Raw genomic sequence first — 15,676 nt, forward strand, 5'->3', positions numbered from 1 at the left:
ACTACTCCAGATTTTTATACGCGGCGTTTTTTCGGCGGACGACAACCATTATGTGGTATTGGCGTCACATCAACAATGTTATTAATTTTGAATCCCAAATTGTTCAGAGAACGCACTGCTGATTCGCGACCTGGACCTGGACCCTTAATCATAACATCTAGGTTTTTCATACCAAATTCTAAGGCTACTGATCCAGCTTTTTCAGCTGCAACCTGAGCAGCAAATGGTGTGCTTTTCCTGGATCCACGAAAGCCAGATCCTCCAGATGTAGCCCAAGAAAGGGCGTTTCCTTTTCTATCTGTGATAGTTATGATTGTGTTATTAAAAGAAGCATGGACATGAACTATGCCATCCACAACCTCTTTTTTTATACGTTTTCTAGAACGATTTTGACTCGCCATTTACTTCAACCTCTTAAAGGAATATCTTATTTTCTAATTGCCTTGCGCGGGCCTTTTCGAGTACGAGCATTTGTTCTCGTTCTCTGCCCTCTTAAAGGCAATCCTCTACGATGTCTTATTCCGCGATAGCAACCCAGATCCATCAAACGCTTGATATTCATAGAAACTTCACGACGCAGATCACCTTCCACTGTCATCTTCGAAACCACATTACGAATAGCTTCTAATTGCTCTTCAGTCAGCTCTTTTATTTTTGTCGAAGGCAACACACCTACTTCAACGCAAATTTCACTTGCAGTTTGACGACCAACACCATAAATAGCAGTTAAAGCAATTACCGCATGTTTATGATCTGGTATATTTATCCCGGCAATACGTGCCATCTAGATACTCCCCTTGGTAGCACTCTAAAGTAAAGCGTCAAATTATAGCATTGCATTAATTATGACGCAACAATTATTATCCTTGTCGTTGCTTATGTTTTCCGTCTTCACAGATAACCCTAACAACACCATTTCTTTTTACAACTTTACATTTTCTACAAATTTTCTTAACAGAGGCACGGACTTTCACTACTAACTCCTAGATTGCTCTTGTGCAATAATTTATTTTTTTAGATTGGCTTTTTTCATCAAGCCATCATACTGCTGCGACATGACATGCGTTTGCATCTGCGAGATGAAATCCATAACAACCACAACAATAATCAATAAAGATGTCCCACCAAAATAGAAAGGAACATTCCAGTAAACGATCAAAAACTCAGGCAATAAACAAACAAGTGTAATATAGAACGCACCAATTAATGTTAATCGAGTCATCACTTTATCAATGTATGAACTTGTCTGAAGCCCAGGCCTTATTCCAGGCAAAAATGCGCCAGATTTCTTTAAATTCTCAGCAGTTTCCTTTGAATTAAACACCAAGGCCGTATAAAAGAAGCAAAAGAAAATAATAGCTGTCGCATAAAAAATAACATAAACTGGTTGCCCAGGAGATAGCATGGTAGCCACGTCCTGTAACCAAGTAAAACCTTCGCTATTACCAAACCAACCGGCAATAGTCGCTGGAAATAAAATTATACTCGATGCAAAAATTGGTGGAATTACGCCAGCCATATTTAGCTTTAGAGGTAAAAAACTACTTTGCCCAGCATACATCTTTCGACCTTGCTGCCTTTTTGGATAATTAATAAGAATCCTTCTCTGTCCCCTCTCAACAAATACCACCAAAGCCGTCACAGAAATTGACAGCAAAAACAATAAAACAATGAAAGCTCCATTCATTTCACCGGTTCTTGCAAGCTCAAGAGTACCGCCTATTGCTTTGGGCAAACCCGAAACAATACCTGCAAATATGATGAGTGAGATACCATTTCCAATTCCGCGCTCGGTAACCTGCTCACCTAACCACATTAAGAAAACAGTACCAGTGACCAAGGTTACCGTAGTAATAACAATAAAGCTGATACCAGGACTCAATACAACTGAGAGACCACCAGCAGTTTGATTTTGCAAGGCTAATGAAATCCCAATTGCTTGGAATGTTGCTAAAACTACAGTACCAAATCGAGTGTATTGAGAAATTTTACGTCTGCCTGACTCGCCTTCTTTTTTTAGCTGTTCCATTGCCGGAATGACAACGGTCATTAATTGCATAATGATTGACGCAGAAATATAAGGCATTATTCCTAGTGCAAACAGGCTTAAACGCATCAAAGCACCGCCTGAGAACATGTTAAACATGTCCAGAATTGAACCACTTTGCTGCTCAAACATAACAGCAAGTGCTTTTGGATCTATCCCAGGCACAGGAATATGGGCGCCGACTCTGTATACAAAAAAGGCTCCCAAAACAAAAAGTAACCTAGCCTTTAGTTCTGAAAAACCGCCGACCTTGTCAGCTACCTGCGCTCTTGAAGTACTCACTTAAACCTCTACTTTGCCGCCAACAGCTTCTATAGAAACCTTAGCCCCACCAGTTACTTTTAAACCTTTGATAGTAACAGCCCGGGTTATTACACCAGACATAATCACTTTTGCTTTTTTTGTAAAAGAAGGAACAATATTAGCATCGATCAATGTCTTGAGATCAATTACGTCAGCTTTTAAGCTATCGATCTCATTTAATCTAACTTCAGCAGAATACTTACTCATTAAAGAAGTAAATCCAATTTTAGGCAATCTACGTTGCAAGGGCATTTGACCACCCTCAAAACCAACCTTATGAAAGCCGCCACTACGAGACTTTTGGCCTTTATGACCTCTTCCACAAGTTTTACCAAGCGTACAGCCAATACCCCGACCTACTCTTTTAGATTTTTTTCGAGCCCCTTCACTTGAACGGATGGTATTTAAAAACATTACACTTCCTCAAATTTTAGCATGTATGATACTTTATTTATCATACCTCGGTTTTCAGGTGTATTAAGTACGACAACCGTCTGATTGATTTTCCGCAATCCTAAACCCTTTAAACAAGCTTGATGGCGAGGTAAACGGCCAAATTTGCTTTTTATCATCGTAACACTTATTTTATTGTCAGCCATTACCACTACCCAATAATCTGTTCAACTGATAAGCCGCGTTTTGCAGCTATTTGATTAGCACTATGCATTCCTGTAAGGCCGTTAATAGTTGCTCTAACAACATTAATAGGGTTACTTGTTCCGATGCATTTAGCTAATACGTTATGGACTCCAACTACTTCAAATACAGCTCTCATTGCTCCACCAGCAATGATACCAGTACCTTCTGAAGCAGGCTGCATATAAACTTTAGCTGCACCAGTAGTATTCATAATAGCATACTGCAGGGTATCGCCTTTTAAGGAAACTTTACGCATATTTTTGCGCGCTTGCTCTAAAGACTTTTGTATTGCAATAGGTACTTCGCGAGCCTTGCTTACACCGTAACCAACTCGCCCTTCACCATCACCAACTACTGTCAGCGCTGTGAAACCGAAAACCCTACCGCCTTTTACAACTTTTGCAACACGTCTTACATTAACTAATTTTTCTTGCAAACCATCTGCACTAACCTGAGAAGGTGCTGTAGACATATTATTCCCCTAAAATTTCAAACCGGCTTCACGTGCCGCATCAGCCAATGCCTTAACGCGACCATGATATTTAAACCCTGAACGATCAAAAGCAACTTCAGAAACACCTGCGGAAATTGCTTTTTGCGCAATGAATTTTCCTACTTCAGCCGCAGCAGTTATATTTCCAGTATTTTTTAACGTAGATTTAATTTCGGCCTGAGTTGTTGAAGCACTTGCTAGAGTTGTCGTTCCATCAGCACTAATGATCTGAGCATAAATATGTTGCGCAGTTTTGTGAATTGACAAACGTGTTGCACTTAATTTCTTAATTTTACTGCGCAATTTTAATGCGCGCTTCATACGAGATTGTTTCTTATCCATTACGCTACCTTACTTCTTCTTAGCTTCTTTTCTTGCAACATGCTCATCAGCATATCTGACACCTTTGCCCTTATAAGGTTCCGGTGGGCGATAAGCTCTTATTTTTGCAGCAACTTCACCAACTAACTGCTTGTCACTACCTTTGACAACAATTTCTGTTTGCGTAGGTGTTTCAACAGAAACTCCAGCAGGAACTTCAAAATCAACTGGATGTGAAAAACCAAGAGCTAAATTAAGTATATTCCCTTTGGCTTGAGCCCTATAGCCCACACCGATCAAGGTCAGTTTTTTTTCAAAACCTGCTGATACACCAATAATCATGTTGCTTACGATTGCTCTAGCCGTTCCAGCTTGAGCAGTAGCTTTTTTATCATTCTTATCCCACTGGACTTGGATCACGTTATCCGTAATACCTAGACTAACAGCCGAATTAATAACATAAGATAATTGACCATTATTTCCTTTTACAGTCACATTATTACCCACTAGTTTTATATCCACACCACCTGGGACAATTACTGGAGCTTTAGCAATTCTTGACATAACCTGACCTACACCTTAACAAACAGTACAAATGACTTCACCGCCATGTCCAATTGAACGGGCAGCTCTATCGGTCATAACACCATTTGATGTTGATACAATAGCAATCCCTAGCCCGCCAAGAACTTTCGGCAACTCATCCTTAGATTTATAAATACGTAAACCAGGTTTACTAATTCTTTTTATATTTTCAATTACTGGAGCGCCTTTAAAGTACTTCAATTCGATAGTCATTTCTGTATGACTACCAATTGTTTCCATAGAAAATCCCGTAATAAAACCTTCTTCTTTTAATACCTTGGCAATAGAAACTTTTAATTTTGACGAAGGCTGCTTAACGATTTTTTTACCAGCAGATTGACCGTTTCTAATTCGGGTCAGCATATCTGCAACTGGGTCTGTCATACTCATTTTATAATCTCTCTAAACTTGATCTAAAAGATCTTACCAACTTGCCTTTACCAAGCCTGGCACATCGCCACGCATTGTTGCTTCTCTTAGTTTATTTCGACTAAGACCAAACTTACGGTAATAACCGTGCGGACGCCCGGTTAAGTTACAACGGTTACGAACTCTTGATGCACTAGAGTCTCTCGGTAGCTTCTGAAGTTGTAAATGAGCAGATTCTTTATCTTCAAATGAGGCATTCGGATCCCTGATAATTTCTTTCAAAGATTTACGCTTAACATCATATTTTTTTACTAAAATCTTACGCTTTTCTTCACGCGCAATCATTGATTTTTTTGCCATTTTAATGCGCCCTTTAGTTCTTAAATGGAAAATTAAACAGCTTCAACAAAGCCAAACCTTCTTCATTAGTTTGCGCTGTTGTTGTGATAGTTATATCCATACCACGCAAAGTGTCAATTTTGTCATAATCAATTTCAGGGAAAATGATTTGCTCTTTAACACCCATGGAATAATTACCACGCCCATCAAAGCTTTTAGGGCTCAATCCTCTAAAATCGCGAATCCGAGGAATAGAAATACTTATTAGACGATCTAAAAATTCATACATTCTATCGCTACGTAGCGTTACTTTGCAACCAATAGGCATATCATCACGGATTTTGAATCCCGCAATTGATTTTCTTGCCAACGTAACAACTGGTTTTTGACCTGAAATTTTTTCCATGTCGCTAACAGCCGATTGCAGGACCTTTTTATCGGCAACAGCACCACCAACACCCATATTCAGGGTAATTTTTGTGATCCGTGGAGCCTGCATCACAGAATTGTAAGCAAACTGCTCTACCAATGCTGGAAGGATTTTTTCTTTATATACAGTTTCTAGTCTAGTCATGATTTTTATCTACACCTTATACATCAACAACTTCATTTGTTGACTTAAAATATCTGACTTTTTTTCCATCTTCTAGAAACTTAAAGCCGACACGATCCGCTTTTTTGGTCTCAGGATTATACAATCCTATATTGGAAATATTAATCGGCATATCTTTGACAACAATTCCACCCGAAACTCCAGCATTTGGATTTGGTTTTTGGTTCTTTTTAACTTGGTTTATTCCTTCAACCAAAACCTTATTATCCTTTAAAACCTTACTCACCCTACCACTCTTACCTTTATCTTTACCGGTACGAACGATAACTTCATCGCCTTGTTTAATTCTTTGCATTTTAAACCTACCTTATAAAACTTCAGGAGCCAGTGAAATGATTTTCATAAATTTTTCACCTCTTAGCTCACGTGTTACAGGGCCAAAAATGCGCGTACCTAGTGGCTGTAAATTATTATTCAAAATGACTGCTGCATTACCATCAAAACGAATAAGTGAACCATCGGGTCTACGTACACCTTTACGGGTTCTTACAACTAATGCGTTATACACTTCGCCTTTTTTAACTCTTCCTCGTGGAATAGCATCTTTAATACTGACTTTGATGATGTCACCAATGCCAGCATAACGCCTATGTGACCCACCTAATACTTTGATACACATGACCCTTTTTGCGCCGCTGTTATCGGCGACGTCAAGGTTAGTTTGCATCTGAATCATGATTTATTCCTAATTATATGTTTATTAAATAGCTTAGTAATGCTATTTGTTGGCACTTTCCAAGACCTGAACCAACCTGAACGTTTTATTCTTAGACATAGGCCTACATGATGTAATGGATACTACGTCGCCTTCTTGGCATACATTCTGGTCATCATGAGCCATCATTTTAGTAGAACGCTTAATATATTTACCGTAAACAGGATGCTTAACAACCCGCTCGACTAATACTGTAATGGTTTTATCCATTTTATTACTAACAACCCGACCAGTGATCGTCCGCAACTTAGTTACATTTTCACTCATTTTATGCGCTCGCCATTTCGTTTAATATGGTATGAATACGTGCCACATCGCGCCTAACCTTTTTCACTTGATCCGGCTTTGACAACTGCCCAGTACCCTTTTGCATTTTAAGATTAAATTGTTCACGCGATAATTCGAGTAACATTGACCCTAATTCATCTTTTGATTTTTGGCGTAATTCACTTACTTTCATTACATTATTGTCCGAGCAGTAAAAAGTGTTTTTAAAGGTAACTTGGCCGCACCTAAAGCGAATGCTTCACGAGCTAATTCTTCAGAAACACCTTGTATTTCATACAACATGGTTCCTGGCTTAACCTGAGCAACCCAGTATTCTACACTACCTTTACCTTTTCCCATACGAACTTCTAATGGTTTTTTAGTAATTGGCTTATCTGGGAAGATTCTTATCCAGATTTTACCGCCACGCTTGACGTGCCGAGTAATTGTTCTACGAGCAGATTCAATCTGACGAGCTGTTAACCTACCACGCTCAACTGACTTAAGGCCAAAATCACCAAAACTCACGGATGAACCACGTACGGCAGTACCGTTATTTCTGCCTTTATGCTGTTTACGGAACTTTGTTCTTTTAGGTTGAAGCATTTTCTCTATCCCTTCAACTATTTCTTAGAATCTGAATTAATAGATGCTATATGCGCATCCATATCGAATACTTCGCCTTTAAATATCCACACCTTGATGCCGATAATTCCATAGGTAGTATGCGCTTCAGCAGTTGCATAATCAATGTCCGCTCTTAATGTATGAAGAGGAACTCGACCTTCTCTATACCATTCACTACGAGCAATTTCGGCGCCGTTTAATCGACCACCAACATTAATCTTTATACCCTCGGCACCTAAACGCATTGTATTAGTTACAGCACGCTTCATTGCACGTCGATACATGATTCTCTTTTCGAGCTGCTGAGCAACACCTTCAGCTACCAACTGAGCATCCAATTCAGGCTTTCTTATCTCTTCAACATTAAGCTGAACGGGAATACCCATTATCTTAGACACTGCTTGCCTCAACGCTTCTATGTCTTCGCCCTTTTTACCAATTACAATACCCGGCCTTGCAGTATGTATTGTAATATGCGCATTATTCGGAGGACGATTTATTTGAATACGACTTACAGAAGCATGAGCTAATTTCTTCTTAATGTAGTCCCTGACTGTTAGATCTTGGTGCAGGAATACTGAATAATCCTGACTATTCGCATACCATCGCGAATTCCAATCTTTTACAATACCTAGGCGTATACCTGTTGGATGTACCTTTTGACCCATTTTCTGCCCCTACTCGTATTCTGCGACTTTAACTGTAATATGGCAGGTTCTTTTAAGGATATGATTCGCACGTCCTTTAGCTCTTGCCTTGAATCTTTTCATGGTCGCCCCTTCATTTACATAAACGGTTGACACTTTTAATTCATCAATATCTGCACTTTCATTATGCTCCGCATTAGCGATAGCAGACTCAAGAATTTTTTTGATAATTGCCGCTGCTTTTTTTGAACTGAACTTCAAAATATTCAGTGCTTTTTCAACTGGCATACCACGAATCTGATCACCTACTAACCGCGCTTTTTGCGCAGATAGCGGGGCATTCTTTAATTTTGCTGAAATTTCCATAACACAACCTATCTAGATTTCTTATCAGCCACGTGGCCTTTATATGTACGAGTTGGCGAAAACTCACCTAATTTATGCCCGACCATATTCTCAGAAATCAGAACAGGTATGTGCAGTCGTCCATTATGGATTGCAATAGTCAAACCCAGCATATCTGGAATAATCATTGATCTTCTTGACCATGTTTTAATCGGTTTCCGATTATTTGTACTTACAGCATCTTCAACTTTTTTAAGCAGATGATGGTCAATAAAAGGACCTTTTTTAATTGAACGCGGCACGCTAATTCCTCTCTATTTGAGCTTACGACGTCTGATAATCATATTATCAGTTCGTTTGTTGTTTCTGGTTTTATAACCCTTAGTTGGCATACCCCAGGGAGATACAGGGTGTCTACCGCCAGATGTACGGCCTTCACCACCACCATGCGGATGATCCACCGGATTCATTACAACACCCCGAACAGTGGGTCGAACCCCACGCCATCTTGATGCTCCAGCCTTACCAAGAGATATCAAATTATGTTCTGAATTCGAAACCTCACCAATCACAGCACGACAATCAGCCATAATCTTACGCATTTCACCAGACCGCAATCTAAGGGTTGCATGAGCTCCGTCTTTCGCAACCAATTGCGCGGACGTACCGGCGCTACGAGCAATTTGCGCTCCCTTGCCTGGCTTCATTTCCACACAATGCACTGTAGTACCCATTGGAATATTTCTCAAAGGCATACAGTTACCTGGCTTAACAGCTGTAGTTTCCGAAGAGAGAATCTCCTGACCAACCACAAGCCCTTTAGGGGCGATAATGTATTTACGTTCACCATCCTTAAACAATATCAAAGCGATATTGGCAGTTCTGTTTGGATCGTACTCCAGACGCTCAACAACAGCAGGAATATCAATTTTATTTCTTTTAAAATCAATGATTCGGTAGTGCTGTTTATGACCACCACCCACATGACGTGTTGTTATACGCCCATTATTATTACGCCCGCCACTTTTGCTATTCTTACTCAACAAAGGCGCATAAGGTTTACCTTTATGCAAATCATCATTTTTGATCCGCACTACAAACCGTGAACCAGGTGACGTCGGTTTAGACTTTACAATAGCCATGCTTTCTACCGTTTCCTATTGATCTTTTAAAACTTAAATTATTAAGCAGCGGAGAAATCTATATCATGGCCAGACTTAAGTTTTACATAAGCCTTCTTCCAATCAGATCGTTGCCCCAATGAACCGCCGAATCTTTTCTGTTTGCCTTTAACGTTTAAAACCTGAACTGAATCAACTTCAACGCTAAACATTAGTTCCACTGCATTTTTAACTTGTTTTTTCGTTGCCTGTTTTTGCACTTTAAAAACAAATTGATTATTTTTTTCTGCAGCAATAGTGCTCTTCTCAGATACAATCGGAGCTTGTAGCACACCTGCTAAGTGGTATTTATTTAAACTCACGCCAAGCGCTCCTCTAGTTGCTTCAACGCACCAGGTGTAGCAATAACTTTATCAGCTGAAACCAATAACACTGGGCTTAAATTAATTGCTTCAATTACTTCTACATAAGGTATGTTTCGTGACGCTAAAGCTAAATTTGCATCCACACTCTCAACTACAATGAGAATACGCTTTGCTTCAATAGCCTTTATTCTTGCATTCAATTCCTTTGTTTTAGGACTGGACGGCAAAATATCATTACTAACAACTAAGCGATCCTGCCTAACTAACTCAGACAATATTGACCGAACACCAACACGAAACATTTTCTTGTTTAGTTTTTGCTCGTAATTTCTAGGCCTTGCAGCAAATGAAACACCACCTGTTCTCCAGATTGGACTACGAGTTGTACCCGATCTTGCGCGCCCCGTTCCTTTTTGTCTCCAAGGCTTTGCACCACCACCACTCACATCAGAGCGTGTTTTCTGAGCCTTAGTTCCGGCACGAGCCCCAGCTAAATGCCTAACAACCAATTGATGAACTAAAGTCTCATTAAATGACTGCCCAAATATAGCCTCAGCCACTTCTACACTTCCAGAAGAGTCTTGTTCGTTTAAAGCTGGTATTTGAATACTCATGGCTTAACCTTTATTTCGTATTTTCATAGCGGGAGTAATTACAACATCACCGCCTTTAGCACCAGGAACTGCACCTTTTACTAAAATTAAATTTCTTGCCATATCAATGGAATGAATAGTCAGATTCTGAACTGTAACTTTTTCAGCCCCCATGTGACCTTCCATTTTCTTACCTTTAAAGACACGACCAGGTGTTTGACACATACCGATGGAACCCAAAACCCTGTGTGAGCGCGAGTTACCATGAGTAGCATCTTGCATGCTAAAGTTGTGACGTTTAATACCACCAGCAAAACCTTTACCAATACTTTTCCCTTGAACGTCAACAACTTGACCCTCAGAAAAAATATCTAATGATAACTGAGTTCCAGTTGTTAAACCTTCACCTTCCCCATCATCCAGCCTGAACTCCCAAAGGCCGCGTCCAGCTGTCACATTTGCTGCTGCGTAATGACCAGCCATTGCTTTATTGACTCTAGATGACTTCTTATCGCCCGCCGCTACTTGAATAGAACGATACCCATCAACCTCAATACCTTTAACCTGAGTAACTCTGTTTGAGTCAATCTGGAGTACAGTAACTGGTACTGACGAACCATCTTCACAAAAAACTCTGGTCATACCACATTTACGACCTATAAGACCTATTGACATCTGCCAATTCCCCTGCTTCTTAATTCAATTTTATTTGAACATCAACACCAGCTGCAAGATCTAACTTCATCAATGCATCTACGGTTTTTTCTGTTGGTTCAACGATATCCAATAATCTTTTATATGTTCTTAATTCATATTGATCTCTTGCATCTTTATTAACATGCGGAGAAATTAGAATCGTAAAACGCTCTTTTTTAGTAGGCAATGGAATAGGCCCCTTAACTTGAGCACCCGTTCTTCTTGCTGTTTCTACTATCTCACCAGCCGATTGATCAATCAATTTATGATCAAATGATTTCAAACGGATTCTGATAGTTTGATTAGACATATATATTACTCTATTATTGATGCAACGACGCCCGCACCTACTGTACGACCACCTTCACGAATTGCAAAACGCAAACCATCCTCCATGGCAATCGGTGAAATCAGCTTTACTTTTACTGAAATGTTATCGCCCGGCATCACCATTTCAACGCCTTCCGGCAACTCAACGGCACCTGTCACGTCGGTTGTTCTGAAATAAAACTGCGGACGATAGCCGTTAAAGAAAGGCGTATGACGACCACCTTCATCTTTTGACAAGATATAAATTTCTGAATTGAAATATGAATGCGGCTTGATGGTACCTTTGTGCGCCAATACTTGCCCACGCTCAACGTCATCTCTTTTGGTGCCCCTCAAAAGAATCCCGACATTATCGCCTGCTTGACCTTGATCAAGTAATTTACGGAACATTTCTACGCCGGTACAGGTTGTCGTCACTGTGGGCTTAATGCCGACAATTTCAATTTCCTGTCCAACCTTAACAATACCGCGCTCAATACGACCCGTTACAACGGTACCGCGGCCTGAAATTGAAAATACATCTTCAATAGGCATCAGGAACGCACCATCTACCGCTCTTTCCGGCAATGGAATGTAGGTATCTAATGCCTCGACCAATCTAATTACCGAAGGAACACCAATTTCGCTGGTATCGCCCTGCAATGCAAGTAAGGCTGAGCCTACGATAATTGGCGTATCATCACCTGGAAATTCGTACATATCCAATAGCTCGCGAATTTCCATTTCGACCAATTCGATCAACTCCGCATCGTCAACCATATCCGCTTTATTCAAGAAAACCACAACGTAAGGCACGCCTACCTGTCTTGATAACAGAATGTGCTCTCTTGTTTGCGGCATCGGTCCATCAGCTGCCGAACAGACCAAAATAGCACCATCCATTTGTGCCGCACCAGTAATCATGTTTTTTACATAATCGGCATGGCCCGGGCAATCAACGTGTGCATAATGACGCACTGCTGACTCATATTCGACGTGTGATGTGGAAATAGTAATACCACGCGCACGCTCTTCAGGTGCATTATCAATCTGATCAAAGGCCTTAACTTCTCCACCCTGGAGCTCAGCCATTACTTTTGTTAAAGCAGCAGTTAAAGTGGTTTTACCATGATCGACATGTCCGATTGTGCCGACGTTTACGTGGGGCTTGCTACGTGAGAATTTTTCTTTGGCCATGAGTTAATACCTTTAATTATATTCAATTTTATGAAGATTTTTTAATAATCGCTTCCGCAATATTTGCAGGCGCTTCATTATATTTTTCAAACTGCATACTGTATGTTGCCCGCCCCTGTGTTGCCGATCGCAAATCAGTTGCATAACCAAACATTTCAGCCAACGGCACTTCGCAGCTAAGTGTTTTCCCTGATGGAGCATCCTCCATACCCTGAATTATCCCACGCCGCCTATTGATATCACCTACGACATCACCCATATATTCTTCAGGTGTGGCAATTTCAACTTTCATTATCGGCTCAAGCAAAACAGGATCTGCCTTCCTAGCACCTTCCCTGAAACACATGGACCCGGCAATTTTGAAAGCTATTTCGTTCGAATCCACATCGTGATACGAACCATCAAATAAAGACACCTTAACATCCAGTACAGGATAGCCAGCTAGAATACCACTCTTCAGCTGCTCTTGGATACCTTTATCTACAGCCGGTATAAATTCTTTTGGAACAACGCCGCCAACAATCTCATTAACAAACTCATAACCGGCACCAATTTCTTGCGGCTCAATGCGCAACCAAACATGGCCATACTGCCCACGCCCACCGGATTGCCGAATAAATTTACCTTCCTGCTCAACTGTCTTTCGAATTGTTTCTCGGTATGCGACCTGCGGAGCGCCAACATTCGCCTCAACATTAAACTCCCTCTTCATGCGATCCACAATAATCTCTAGGTGCAATTCACCCATTCCAGAGATAATTATTTGCCCCGACTCTTCATCGGTATGCACCCTAAAAGAAGGATCTTCTTGAGCTAACTTACCCAATGCAACTCCCATCTTTTCTTGATCTGCTTTTGTTTTCGGCTCCACCGCAACCGAAATTACCGGATCTGGAAACTCCATGCGCTCAAGAACTATGACACTATTAAGATCACAAAGCGTATCTCCCGTAGTTACATCCTTGAGTCCAATTGCAGCAGCTATATCCCCAGCAAAAACCTCTCTTACTTCTTCTCGGCTATTTGCGTGCATTTGCACTATGCGTCCAACCCGTTCCTTTTTCTTTTTTACTGGATTATAAATACTATCTCCAGAATTCAGAACGCCCGAATAAACCCGAAAAAAAGTCAAGGTACCCACAAAAGGATCCGTAGCAATTTTAAATGCCAAGGCCGAAAAAGGAGCGCAATCGCTAGCCGTACGCACCTCCACCTCGGAGCCATCTTCAAGATGACCTTTTACTGCACCAACATCAGTTGGAGCAGGTAGATATTCTATTACCGCATCCAGCATCGCCTGAACACCTTTGTTCTTAAAGGCTGAACCACAAAATGCAGGAACAATCTGATTAGCTATAGTCCGCGAGCGAATTCCAAGCTTAATCTCTTCGTCTGATAAACACCCTTCTTCAAGATATTTATTTAATAATTCTTCGTTAGCCTCTGCAGACGCCTCAACCATATACTCCCTCCATTTCTGGCAGAGGTCTAGCATACTTGCAGGAACATCCTTTTCCTTAAAGGTCATACCCATATTGGCTTCATCCCAATATATGGCTTTCATCTTAATAAGATCAACAACCCCTTCAAAACCATCTTCAACTCCAATCGGCAACTGCATTGGAACCGCTTTACTTCCCAATCTCGACTTAATTTGCTCAATGACACGCAAAAAATCTGCGCCACAGCGATCCATTTTATTCACAAAAACCAAGCGCGGAACACTGTACTTGTCCGCCTGACGCCAAACCGTTTCAGACTGAGGTTCAACCCCACCAACAGCACAAAATACCGCGCATGCACCGTCTAAAACTCGTAATGAGCGCTCGACTTCTATTGTGAAGTCTACATGTCCCGGCGTATCTATAATATTTATACGATGCAAAGGAAACTGATTTTCCATTCCGCTCCAAAAACAGGTAGTTGCAGCAGAGGTAATGGTAATACCCCTCTCCTGCTCCTGCTCCATCCAGTCCATGGTTGCTGCACCGTCATGCACCTCACCTATCTTGTGAGACACACCCGTATAATAGAGCACACGCTCTGTTGTTGTGGTTTTACCTGCATCAATGTGTGCCATGATACCGATATTCCGATAAAACCCAATTGGAGTTTTACGAGCCACAACTATACAGTCTTCAATGTAATTCGTTGATTACCAGCGATAATGAGAGAAAGCTTTATTTGCTTCCGCCATTCTATGAGTGTCTTCACGCTTTTTAGCAGCAGAACCTCTACTTTCAAAAGCATCCATTAACTCACCCGCCAACTTAGCAGGCATATTTCTTTCATTTCTTTTTCGTGAAGCATCAATCAACCAGCGCATCGCTAAAGCCATACGTCTTGAAGGACGAACCTCAACTGGAACTTGGTATGTTGCACCACCAACACGGCGAGATTTAACCTCTACCCTTGGCTGAACATTTTCTAAAGCCTTAGATAAAACTTCCAATGGCTCACTATGCCCTTTGCTTTCAATTACATCTAAGGCACCATAGACAATCCCTTCAGCAATAGATTTTTTACCACTTTCCATAATCATATTCATAAACTTGGTCAGCATAATACTGCCAAATCTTGGATCTGGAATAATTTCTCTTTTTGTAGCGACTCTTCTTCTAGACATTTATCTCACCAACCAACGTTTAGCCTTTAGGCCTTTTTGTTCCATATTTAGAGCGACCACATTTTCTGTTAGTCACGCCTGAAGCATCCAAGCTACCACGCACAACGTGATATCTCACACCAGGCAAATCCTTAACACGACCACCCCTTATCAGAACCACGGAATGCTCCTGAAGATTATGCCCCTCACCACCAATATAGCTACTTACTTCAGCTCCATTAGTTAACCTGACCCTAGCCACCTTACGTAGTGCAGAGTTTGGTTTCTTAGGCGTTGTCGTATAAACGCGAGTACATACCCCCCTACGCTGAGGACAAGCCTCTAATGCAGGAACATTGCTTTTTTCTATTTTTTTAGCACGAGGCTTACGAACCAATTGGTTGATCGTGGCCATAACTTTGTTTACTCCGATGTACAATTTAACTGTCAGATAATAAAATAACCGCCGCATTTAATAAA

29 protein-coding genes are annotated in these 15,676 nt (G+C 40.9%); all 29 read right to left on the reverse strand.

What is annotated here, in order from left to right:
• Positions 1-14: 14 nt before the first annotated feature.
• Complete coding sequence (gene rpsK / locus RW114_RS02000; protein WP_273454154.1) at positions 15-401, reverse strand: 30S ribosomal protein S11; 387 nt, start codon at positions 399-401, stop codon at positions 15-17.
• 26 nt (positions 402-427) lie between these two features.
• On the reverse strand, positions 428-784 hold the full coding sequence (gene rpsM / locus RW114_RS02005) for a 30S ribosomal protein S13 (RefSeq protein WP_340121049.1): 357 nt from the start codon (positions 782-784) through the stop codon (positions 428-430).
• 76 nt (positions 785-860) lie between these two features.
• Positions 861-974 carry a 50S ribosomal protein L36 gene (gene rpmJ, locus RW114_RS02010; protein ID WP_081466878.1) on the reverse strand — a complete coding sequence of 38 codons (114 nt, stop codon included), beginning with the start codon at positions 972-974 and terminating at the stop codon, positions 861-863.
• Between the two features lie 32 nt (positions 975-1,006).
• Complete coding sequence (secY, locus tag RW114_RS02015) at positions 1,007-2,329, reverse strand: preprotein translocase subunit SecY (RefSeq protein ID WP_340121050.1); 1,323 nt, start codon at positions 2,327-2,329, stop codon at positions 1,007-1,009.
• Entirely contained in the window at positions 2,330-2,764 is a 435-nt protein-coding gene (gene rplO / locus RW114_RS02020; protein ID WP_340121051.1) for a 50S ribosomal protein L15, read from the reverse strand. It lies immediately after the preceding gene.
• Positions 2,764-2,949, reverse strand: a complete 186-nt coding sequence (rpmD, locus tag RW114_RS02025) for a 50S ribosomal protein L30 (protein ID WP_340121052.1) — start codon at positions 2,947-2,949, stop codon at positions 2,764-2,766. The genes rplO and rpmD overlap by 1 nt, the downstream gene beginning before the upstream one ends.
• Positions 2,950-2,954: 5 nt before the next feature.
• Positions 2,955-3,461 (reverse strand): 30S ribosomal protein S5, encoded by a 507-nt coding sequence (rpsE, locus tag RW114_RS02030; RefSeq protein ID WP_273454145.1) that lies wholly within the window; start codon positions 3,459-3,461, stop codon positions 2,955-2,957.
• Between the two features lie 9 nt (positions 3,462-3,470).
• Entirely contained in the window at positions 3,471-3,824 is a 354-nt protein-coding gene (gene rplR / locus RW114_RS02035) for a 50S ribosomal protein L18 (RefSeq protein ID WP_340121053.1), read from the reverse strand.
• Positions 3,825-3,833: 9 nt separating this feature from the next.
• Positions 3,834-4,367 (reverse strand): 50S ribosomal protein L6, encoded by a 534-nt coding sequence (rplF, locus tag RW114_RS02040; RefSeq protein ID WP_340121054.1) that lies wholly within the window; start codon positions 4,365-4,367, stop codon positions 3,834-3,836.
• A gap of 15 nt (positions 4,368-4,382) precedes the next feature.
• Positions 4,383-4,778 carry a 30S ribosomal protein S8 gene (gene rpsH / locus RW114_RS02045; protein WP_340121055.1) on the reverse strand — a complete coding sequence of 132 codons (396 nt, stop codon included), beginning with the start codon at positions 4,776-4,778 and terminating at the stop codon, positions 4,383-4,385.
• 33 nt (positions 4,779-4,811) lie between these two features.
• Positions 4,812-5,117: a 30S ribosomal protein S14 gene (rpsN, locus tag RW114_RS02050; protein ID WP_340121056.1), complete on the reverse strand. Its 306-nt coding sequence runs from the start codon at positions 5,115-5,117 to the stop codon at positions 4,812-4,814.
• Between the two features lie 13 nt (positions 5,118-5,130).
• Complete coding sequence (rplE, locus tag RW114_RS02055; protein WP_340121057.1) at positions 5,131-5,670, reverse strand: 50S ribosomal protein L5; 540 nt, start codon at positions 5,668-5,670, stop codon at positions 5,131-5,133.
• Positions 5,671-5,686: 16 nt separating this feature from the next.
• Positions 5,687-6,004 (reverse strand): 50S ribosomal protein L24, encoded by a 318-nt coding sequence (rplX, locus tag RW114_RS02060; RefSeq protein WP_340121058.1) that lies wholly within the window; start codon positions 6,002-6,004, stop codon positions 5,687-5,689.
• Between the two features lie 12 nt (positions 6,005-6,016).
• Positions 6,017-6,385: a 50S ribosomal protein L14 gene (rplN, locus tag RW114_RS02065; protein WP_273454135.1), complete on the reverse strand. Its 369-nt coding sequence runs from the start codon at positions 6,383-6,385 to the stop codon at positions 6,017-6,019.
• A gap of 42 nt (positions 6,386-6,427) precedes the next feature.
• Positions 6,428-6,691 carry a 30S ribosomal protein S17 gene (rpsQ, locus tag RW114_RS02070; RefSeq protein ID WP_340121059.1) on the reverse strand — a complete coding sequence of 88 codons (264 nt, stop codon included), beginning with the start codon at positions 6,689-6,691 and terminating at the stop codon, positions 6,428-6,430.
• A 1-nt stretch (position 6,692) separates the two neighbouring features.
• Positions 6,693-6,884 (reverse strand): 50S ribosomal protein L29, encoded by a 192-nt coding sequence (rpmC, locus tag RW114_RS02075; protein WP_006890481.1) that lies wholly within the window; start codon positions 6,882-6,884, stop codon positions 6,693-6,695.
• A complete protein-coding gene (rplP, locus tag RW114_RS02080; protein WP_006890482.1) occupies positions 6,884-7,297 on the reverse strand; it encodes a 50S ribosomal protein L16 in 414 nt (137 codons plus the stop codon). The genes rpmC and rplP overlap by 1 nt, the downstream gene beginning before the upstream one ends.
• Before the next feature lie 17 nt (positions 7,298-7,314).
• Positions 7,315-7,986 (reverse strand): 30S ribosomal protein S3, encoded by a 672-nt coding sequence (rpsC, locus tag RW114_RS02085; protein WP_340121060.1) that lies wholly within the window; start codon positions 7,984-7,986, stop codon positions 7,315-7,317.
• A gap of 9 nt (positions 7,987-7,995) precedes the next feature.
• Positions 7,996-8,331 carry a 50S ribosomal protein L22 gene (gene rplV, locus RW114_RS02090; protein WP_340121061.1) on the reverse strand — a complete coding sequence of 112 codons (336 nt, stop codon included), beginning with the start codon at positions 8,329-8,331 and terminating at the stop codon, positions 7,996-7,998.
• An 8-nt stretch (positions 8,332-8,339) separates the two neighbouring features.
• Complete coding sequence (gene rpsS, locus RW114_RS02095) at positions 8,340-8,612, reverse strand: 30S ribosomal protein S19 (protein WP_006890485.1); 273 nt, start codon at positions 8,610-8,612, stop codon at positions 8,340-8,342.
• Positions 8,613-8,624: 12 nt separating this feature from the next.
• Positions 8,625-9,452: a 50S ribosomal protein L2 gene (gene rplB, locus RW114_RS02100; protein ID WP_273454120.1), complete on the reverse strand. Its 828-nt coding sequence runs from the start codon at positions 9,450-9,452 to the stop codon at positions 8,625-8,627.
• A 41-nt stretch (positions 9,453-9,493) separates the two neighbouring features.
• Entirely contained in the window at positions 9,494-9,793 is a 300-nt protein-coding gene (rplW, locus tag RW114_RS02105; protein WP_340121062.1) for a 50S ribosomal protein L23, read from the reverse strand.
• Positions 9,790-10,410, reverse strand: a complete 621-nt coding sequence (gene rplD / locus RW114_RS02110; RefSeq protein ID WP_340121063.1) for a 50S ribosomal protein L4 — start codon at positions 10,408-10,410, stop codon at positions 9,790-9,792. The genes rplW and rplD overlap by 4 nt, the downstream gene beginning before the upstream one ends.
• Positions 10,411-10,413: 3 nt before the next feature.
• Positions 10,414-11,064 carry a 50S ribosomal protein L3 gene (rplC, locus tag RW114_RS02115; RefSeq protein WP_340121064.1) on the reverse strand — a complete coding sequence of 217 codons (651 nt, stop codon included), beginning with the start codon at positions 11,062-11,064 and terminating at the stop codon, positions 10,414-10,416.
• Positions 11,065-11,083: 19 nt separating this feature from the next.
• A complete protein-coding gene (gene rpsJ / locus RW114_RS02120; protein ID WP_006890490.1) occupies positions 11,084-11,395 on the reverse strand; it encodes a 30S ribosomal protein S10 in 312 nt (103 codons plus the stop codon).
• A gap of 5 nt (positions 11,396-11,400) precedes the next feature.
• Positions 11,401-12,591 (reverse strand): elongation factor Tu, encoded by a 1,191-nt coding sequence (tuf, locus tag RW114_RS02125; protein ID WP_340121065.1) that lies wholly within the window; start codon positions 12,589-12,591, stop codon positions 11,401-11,403.
• 28 nt (positions 12,592-12,619) lie between these two features.
• Positions 12,620-14,716: an elongation factor G gene (gene fusA, locus RW114_RS02130; RefSeq protein ID WP_340121066.1), complete on the reverse strand. Its 2,097-nt coding sequence runs from the start codon at positions 14,714-14,716 to the stop codon at positions 12,620-12,622.
• Positions 14,717-14,746: 30 nt separating this feature from the next.
• Positions 14,747-15,217: a 30S ribosomal protein S7 gene (gene rpsG, locus RW114_RS02135; protein ID WP_006890493.1), complete on the reverse strand. Its 471-nt coding sequence runs from the start codon at positions 15,215-15,217 to the stop codon at positions 14,747-14,749.
• 19 nt (positions 15,218-15,236) lie between these two features.
• Complete coding sequence (gene rpsL, locus RW114_RS02140; RefSeq protein WP_006890494.1) at positions 15,237-15,611, reverse strand: 30S ribosomal protein S12; 375 nt, start codon at positions 15,609-15,611, stop codon at positions 15,237-15,239.
• Positions 15,612-15,676 lie beyond the last annotated feature (65 nt).

It is taken from the genome of Methylobacter svalbardensis, from assembly GCF_037671525.1.
Classification (GTDB): domain Bacteria; phylum Pseudomonadota; class Gammaproteobacteria; order Methylococcales; family Methylomonadaceae; genus Methylobacter_A; species Methylobacter_A svalbardensis.

Coding starts and splice junctions, on each gene's coding strand:
- rpsK (WP_273454154.1), bottom strand. CDS start 401: ATGGCGAGTCAAAATCGTTCTAGAAAACGTATAAAAAAAGAGGTTGTG.
- rpsM (WP_340121049.1), bottom strand. CDS start 784: ATGGCACGTATTGCCGGGATAAATATACCAGATCATAAACATGCGGTA.
- rplO (WP_340121051.1), bottom strand. CDS start 2,764: ATGTTTTTAAATACCATCCGTTCAAGTGAAGGGGCTCGAAAAAAATCT.
- rpmD (WP_340121052.1), bottom strand. CDS start 2,949: ATGGCTGACAATAAAATAAGTGTTACGATGATAAAAAGCAAATTTGGC.
- rpsE (WP_273454145.1), bottom strand. CDS start 3,461: ATGTCTACAGCACCTTCTCAGGTTAGTGCAGATGGTTTGCAAGAAAAA.
- rplR (WP_340121053.1), bottom strand. CDS start 3,824: ATGGATAAGAAACAATCTCGTATGAAGCGCGCATTAAAATTGCGCAGT.
- rplF (WP_340121054.1), bottom strand. CDS start 4,367: ATGTCAAGAATTGCTAAAGCTCCAGTAATTGTCCCAGGTGGTGTGGAT.
- rpsH (WP_340121055.1), bottom strand. CDS start 4,778: ATGAGTATGACAGACCCAGTTGCAGATATGCTGACCCGAATTAGAAAC.
- rpsN (WP_340121056.1), bottom strand. CDS start 5,117: ATGGCAAAAAAATCAATGATTGCGCGTGAAGAAAAGCGTAAGATTTTA.
- rplE (WP_340121057.1), bottom strand. CDS start 5,670: ATGACTAGACTAGAAACTGTATATAAAGAAAAAATCCTTCCAGCATTG.
- rplX (WP_340121058.1), bottom strand. CDS start 6,004: ATGCAAAGAATTAAACAAGGCGATGAAGTTATCGTTCGTACCGGTAAA.
- rplN (WP_273454135.1), bottom strand. CDS start 6,385: ATGATTCAGATGCAAACTAACCTTGACGTCGCCGATAACAGCGGCGCA.
- rpsQ (WP_340121059.1), bottom strand. CDS start 6,691: ATGAGTGAAAATGTAACTAAGTTGCGGACGATCACTGGTCGGGTTGTT.
- rpmC (WP_006890481.1), bottom strand. CDS start 6,884: ATGAAAGTAAGTGAATTACGCCAAAAATCAAAAGATGAATTAGGGTCA.
- rplP (WP_006890482.1), bottom strand. CDS start 7,297: ATGCTTCAACCTAAAAGAACAAAGTTCCGTAAACAGCATAAAGGCAGA.
- rpsC (WP_340121060.1), bottom strand. CDS start 7,986: ATGGGTCAAAAGGTACATCCAACAGGTATACGCCTAGGTATTGTAAAA.
- rplV (WP_340121061.1), bottom strand. CDS start 8,331: ATGGAAATTTCAGCAAAATTAAAGAATGCCCCGCTATCTGCGCAAAAA.
- rplB (WP_273454120.1), bottom strand. CDS start 9,452: ATGGCTATTGTAAAGTCTAAACCGACGTCACCTGGTTCACGGTTTGTA.
- rplD (WP_340121063.1), bottom strand. CDS start 10,410: ATGAGTATTCAAATACCAGCTTTAAACGAACAAGACTCTTCTGGAAGT.
- rplC (WP_340121064.1), bottom strand. CDS start 11,064: ATGTCAATAGGTCTTATAGGTCGTAAATGTGGTATGACCAGAGTTTTT.
- rpsJ (WP_006890490.1), bottom strand. CDS start 11,395: ATGTCTAATCAAACTATCAGAATCCGTTTGAAATCATTTGATCATAAA.
- tuf (WP_340121065.1), bottom strand. CDS start 12,591: ATGGCCAAAGAAAAATTCTCACGTAGCAAGCCCCACGTAAACGTCGGC.
- rpsG (WP_006890493.1), bottom strand. CDS start 15,217: ATGTCTAGAAGAAGAGTCGCTACAAAAAGAGAAATTATTCCAGATCCA.
- rpsL (WP_006890494.1), bottom strand. CDS start 15,611: ATGGCCACGATCAACCAATTGGTTCGTAAGCCTCGTGCTAAAAAAATA.